Annotated in this window: 4 protein-coding genes; all 4 read left to right on the forward strand. The window is 46.6% G+C overall.

The features are described from left to right. The first annotated feature begins 243 nt into the window (after nt 1–243). Nucleotides 244–1,320 carry an AI-2E family transporter gene (locus EWV66_RS10210; protein ID WP_185238032.1) on the forward strand — a complete coding sequence of 359 codons (1,077 nt, stop codon included), beginning with the start codon at nt 244–246 and terminating at the stop codon, nt 1,318–1,320. Between the two features lie 1,056 nt (nt 1,321–2,376). Then, nucleotides 2,377–3,312, forward strand: a complete 936-nt coding sequence (locus EWV66_RS10215; RefSeq protein ID WP_353734455.1) for a S8 family serine peptidase — start codon at nt 2,377–2,379, stop codon at nt 3,310–3,312. Then, nucleotides 3,230–4,339, forward strand: a complete 1,110-nt coding sequence (locus tag EWV66_RS24100; RefSeq protein WP_502706147.1) for a S8 family serine peptidase — start codon at nt 3,230–3,232, stop codon at nt 4,337–4,339. Before EWV66_RS10215 ends, EWV66_RS24100 begins: the two co-directional genes overlap by 83 nt. Further along, on the forward strand, nt 4,336–4,522 hold a 187-nt coding region (locus tag EWV66_RS10225; protein WP_287115948.1), incomplete at its 3' end, for a hypothetical protein. The genes EWV66_RS24100 and EWV66_RS10225, both read left to right, overlap by 4 nt.

A 4,522-nucleotide genomic window follows, 5' to 3' on the forward strand; every position in this document is an offset into this window, starting at 1 on the left:
GGCTTGCGGTGTCAGTCTGTAGAGCGACCATAAGACCAGAACAGAGTAAATCTGTTAAGGCAGGTGCGGAACCCCGCAAGGGAAAGAAGCAGAAACCCAAATCGTGAGGTTTGGGAATCACCGTCCGTTTACGGCGGTGAGGATGTCAAGGTATCAAGACTGATCCACTGTAGCCAAATATATAACGAAAAACTGCCATAATTGCAGCAATGTCCTCATCTAGCCAAAAGGCGATCGCTATTGATGAAAAATGACGCTAAAATTATCGATCTCGTCATCCGGCTGTTCTTTCTCGGCCTGTTGTTATTTGCTGGTTTTACCCTGCTGCGTCCCTTCCTAACCATGATCCTCTGGGGAGCAATTCTGGCGATCGCTTGGTATCCGCTCTTTCTCTGGTTAAAAAAGTTACTCGCTGGCCGAGCGAAACTGGCCGCAGTTCTCCTCACCCTAATTTGTCTAGGGATCATTATCGGTCCGGTGAGTGCCATCGCAGCGGTTCTGGCCGGTAATCTGCGAACGCTGGCCGAATATATCGATACTGGTGCGGCGGTGATTCCCCCTCCCCCCACCGATGTGGCCACCTGGCCGCTAATCGGCGAAAGGATTGCGAGTCTCTGGCAGCAGGCATCGGATAACACGGGTCAATTTTTTCAACGCTTCGAGCCACAATTAAAAGAACTGGGGAAAATTTCCCTTTCCCTAGCCACCAGTACTGGTCTGACGGTGCTGAAATTTATCGTCTCAATTGTGATTGCGGCAGCCCTCACCCTCTCCGCTAAAAATCTGACTCACCTGATGAACCGGTTAGCGGAAAAGATTGCCCCAGGTCGAGGCATCGCGCTGGCCAGTCTGACCGCCTCCACCGTCCGCAATGTTAGCCGCGGTATTATTGGCGTTGCCATTATCCAGAGTCTTTTGATCGGCATCGGTTTAGTCACGGTGGGAACGCCTGCGGCCGGTTTATTAACTTTCCTCACCCTAATTTTGGGCATTCTCCAAATTGGCCCCGGTTTGATTGTCTTGGGGGCGATCATTCACGCTTGGGTAACATTACCCAATTCCATCGCCCTCTTGTTTACCCTCTGGATGATTCCCGCCACCTTGGTGGATAATTTCCTCAAACCGATCTTAATGGGGCGCGGTCTGCCCATTCCCATGGTGGTGATTCTGCTAGGGGTGTTCGGGGGAGTGATCGCCTATGGGATTATTGGTTTGTTCGTCGGGCCAGTTCTGCTCGGTCTCTGCTACGAGTTAGTCAGAGCTTGGATTGGCGAGGATAGCTCTGAACCAGTGGCAAATAGCCATGATCAGTCAATCTAAAGGCCGATAGATCTAATTTTTACCTTAATCTTTCCAGGGAACTTATACCAAATTTCTAAATCCATGACAGACATCCACGCTCGAATGCTTGCCAAGCCTGCATTCGTTGTGACGCAAATAAAGAAAAATGGTATTAGGAAAAAAAGATTAATTTAACCTGAGTTCGGTTTAAGCAGATTGAGGTAAAAGTAGGCTCATCTAAAGGTAAGATTTCTTCGGTTAGTGACAGTAAGCAATCAAACCGCAGAAAACGTTAAAGCAAAAATTAACCGGACTGAGGTGAGGAGAATGTTCAATTTAAGCAATAGGTATTGATTTGAATGTTGTGGCTGGTTTATTGTAAGAAGATAAAGGTGTATATTTGGCTGGTAATTACTAGAAAACTAAAGGAAAATTATTGATTTATATTTAAAAAATTTAATTCGTAAATTAGTTTAAAAACTATAAAAAATTTTGCCAATTTTTGAACAAAAATTATTTTTTATTCCCAAATATTACCCATTTATTACCTCTGACAAACTTGGTATATTTATTAGTAGTTATTATTTATATAAGTCTTGCTAGGCAAGGCTTTAAAGACAATGTTTTTGAGAATTATTTCTATTCTTCTCCCTTACACAAAGAAACAATAAGAGCCGATTTATACACTTAATTATCTTTTCTATAATTGGGCTACAGTTTTTGAAAAATAGTCTTAGTATTTCCTCTGTTGATTGAGAAACCCTGACCTAGTAAGCTAGGACGCATTTACGCAACGAATTTTAACTGCGTCTCAACAAGTAATTTAAATGCACGGGCAGCTTAATACCTCTAGGTTTTTTAATTCTCAATAATGCTGTTATTATTGCTGTGACTAATCAGGCTCTTGGATAAATTAATTTAAGAAAAAATTTATTTTTTTGTTAAACTTATCTATTTATAATCATAAGTAGATGAGAGATTTAGCCCTAAGGCAGAAAGGTTGGGCTGGTCTTTTTCCCTAACCATAAACAGAAAGAATTCAACAAACTTAAGTAATTGACCGATTAATTTTCGGACAATTAGGTAGGTAAAGTCATGAAGACAACACAAGTAAGTTCTGATTCATCAAGTATAGATGTGCCGTCCTTAAACGATGCTTTGGGTTTTGAGCAATCCTTCCCAATCACGGCTGATTTAACAGATTCTGGCGATTTAAGTGTATCGATTGAAACCCTTCCCCCCGTCTTAGGAGTCCTGAACTCTAACCCCTCCCCATCTACAGTCTCCTCTGAGGCTCCTACGGTTCCAGTCTCCCCTGCTGCTACGAGTCAAGTGGTCTTTCCCGCTTCTCCCAGTATTGACTCTTCTGGTTATTCCACCAGTCCAGCGTCGAGTCTTGCCTCTGTACCCACTGCTGCCCCCGTCACCTCAGAGCTAGAACCGGCAGCAACTAGCACCCTTGCCCCTTATGCTCCCAATCAACTGATTCTCAAGTTTAAGCAGGGGATCGCCAGTGCCGAAGTTGCTCAGTTCAAGTCCCTCTTTGGTGCTGTTAGCACCCAGACGATTAAACTAACGGGGGCAGAGATTTGGAAGTTATCGGGGTCGCTCTCTGTGGAGAAGATTCTGGCACAATATCGCTCCAATCCGATTTTTGAATACATTGAACCCGACTATATTCGGACGGTGGGTGCATTTACTCCCCAGGCCACGTTCCCCAATGACCCCAGTTTTAATCAACTTTGGGGACTGCATAACACCGGACAAAGTGGCGGTACTCCCGATGCCGATATTGATGCCCCGGAAGCCTGGGATATTCAAAAAGGCAATCCTAATTTAGTGATTGGGGTTATTGATACGGGGGTTGACTACAATCACCAAGACCTAGTTGGCAACATCTGGACAAACCCAGGGGAAATTGCCAACGACGGCATTGACAACGATGGCAATGGCTACGTTGACGACATTCGCGGTTGGGACTTTGCCTACAACGACAATAACCCCAGTGATGTTTATGAAGTTTTTGAATGATCAAGGATCAGGCTCTACCTCCAATGCCATTTTGGCAATTAACTATGCGAAGGACAAAGGAGTTAAGCTCACCAATAACTCCTGGGGAGGTGGCGGTTATAGCCAAGCGCTCTACGATGCGATTAATGCAGCGGGTCAGGCGGGGGCGTTATTTATTGCGGCGGCTGGTAATGATTCAGATAATACAGATTTATTTCCTCACTACCCCTCTAGCTACAACCTTGCCAACATTGTTAGTGTTGCTTCCACCACCCGCACCGATGATCTCTCGTGGTTTTCCAACTATGGCTTAACCAGCGTAGATTTAGGCGCACCTGGTTCAGACATTTACAGCACCACTCCCAACAATACCTATGCCACCTATTCAGGGACATCCATGGCCAGTCCCCATGTGGCGGGGGCGGCGGCTTTGTTGTGGTCACAAAATCCTACCTGGACAGCCCAACAGGTGAAAAACACCTTAATGAACACGGGGGACTCTATTGCGGCTTTAGCCGGCAAAACGGTTTCTGGTAAGCGGCTCAATGTGTTTAACGCTTTGGGAGGTACTGCGACTCCGGTGGTGACAGTGGTAGCGACTGATGCCGTGGCTGGCGAACCCGCCAACAATGGTCAATATACCCTCACCCGCACTGGTTCCACCGCCAGCGCCTTGACGGTTAACATCGCCATGAGCGGCACAGCAACCAATGGCAAGGATTACACGACCATTCCTACCACCGTAACCTTCTTAGCTGGTTCCCCCACCGCAGTGGTCAACCTCAATGTCATTGACGACACCCTCCAAGAAGGCACGGAAACCGCCACCCTCACCGTCTTAGCCGGCTCTGGTTATACCCCCGGCAGTTTAGGCAATAAGTCTGGCTCCGCTACAGCAAGTCAAGGTAATGGCAACCTAGCCGCCAACGATGAGCCGCCTCTGAACACAATCACCCTGGATGCGGCAGATACGGGATGGTACGATGTCACAGGATACCACGATCCGGCCTCTACCGCAACTGGTTTACTTTCAATCTGCCGACATTGACCGCCCCGATTATCAGCGCTCAACTGAAGGTGAACACCTATGACTACAATAGTCCGCAACCAAGTGAAACCTATGAGTTACGGGATGTCACGACGGCGGTACCTACCTTAACAGCGGGGGGAAGCGGTTTAACGGCGATCTATACCGATTTGGGTGATGGTGCTATTTATGGCAGCCGGAACT

It is taken from the genome of Microcystis sp. M_OC_Ca_00000000_C217Col (assembly GCF_007095585.1).
GTDB classification, from domain to species: Bacteria; Cyanobacteriota; Cyanobacteriia; order Cyanobacteriales; family Microcystaceae; genus Microcystis; species Microcystis panniformis.